Annotated in this window: 1 protein-coding gene; it reads left to right on the top strand. The window is 65.8% G+C overall.

What is annotated here, in order from left to right; all coding sequences use genetic code 11:
- Positions 1–386: HAMP domain-containing protein (locus tag BSZ37_RS20130; protein WP_143537775.1), on the top strand; the 386-nt coding region annotated here is incomplete at both ends.

The raw sequence follows: 386 nt of genomic DNA, 5'->3' as shown, positions 1-386 counted from the left end.
AACATCGCCGAGGTCACGACGGCCGTCGCCAACGGCGACCTGTCCAAGAAGATCACCGTCGAGGCACAGGGCGAGATCCTCGAGCTCAAGAGCACGATCAACACGATGGTCGACCAGCTCCAGAGCTTCGCCAGCGAGGTGACGCGCGTGGCCCGCGAGGTCGGGACCGAGGGGAAGCTGGGCGGCCAGGCCCGGGTGCCCGGCGTGTCCGGGACGTGGAAGGACCTGACGGACAACGTGAACTCGATGGCCGACAACCTCACGGCCCAGGTCCGGAACATCGCCGAGGTCACGACGGCCGTCGCCAACGGCGACCTGTCCAAGAAGATCACCGTCGAGGCACAGGGCGAGATCCTCGAGCTCAAGAGCACGATCAACACGATGGT

The sequence above is a fragment of the Rubrivirga marina genome (assembly GCF_002283365.1).
In the GTDB taxonomy this organism is placed as follows: domain Bacteria; phylum Bacteroidota; class Rhodothermia; order Rhodothermales; family Rubricoccaceae; genus Rubrivirga; species Rubrivirga marina.
This window is presented reverse-complemented; position numbering and strand designations above follow the sequence as displayed.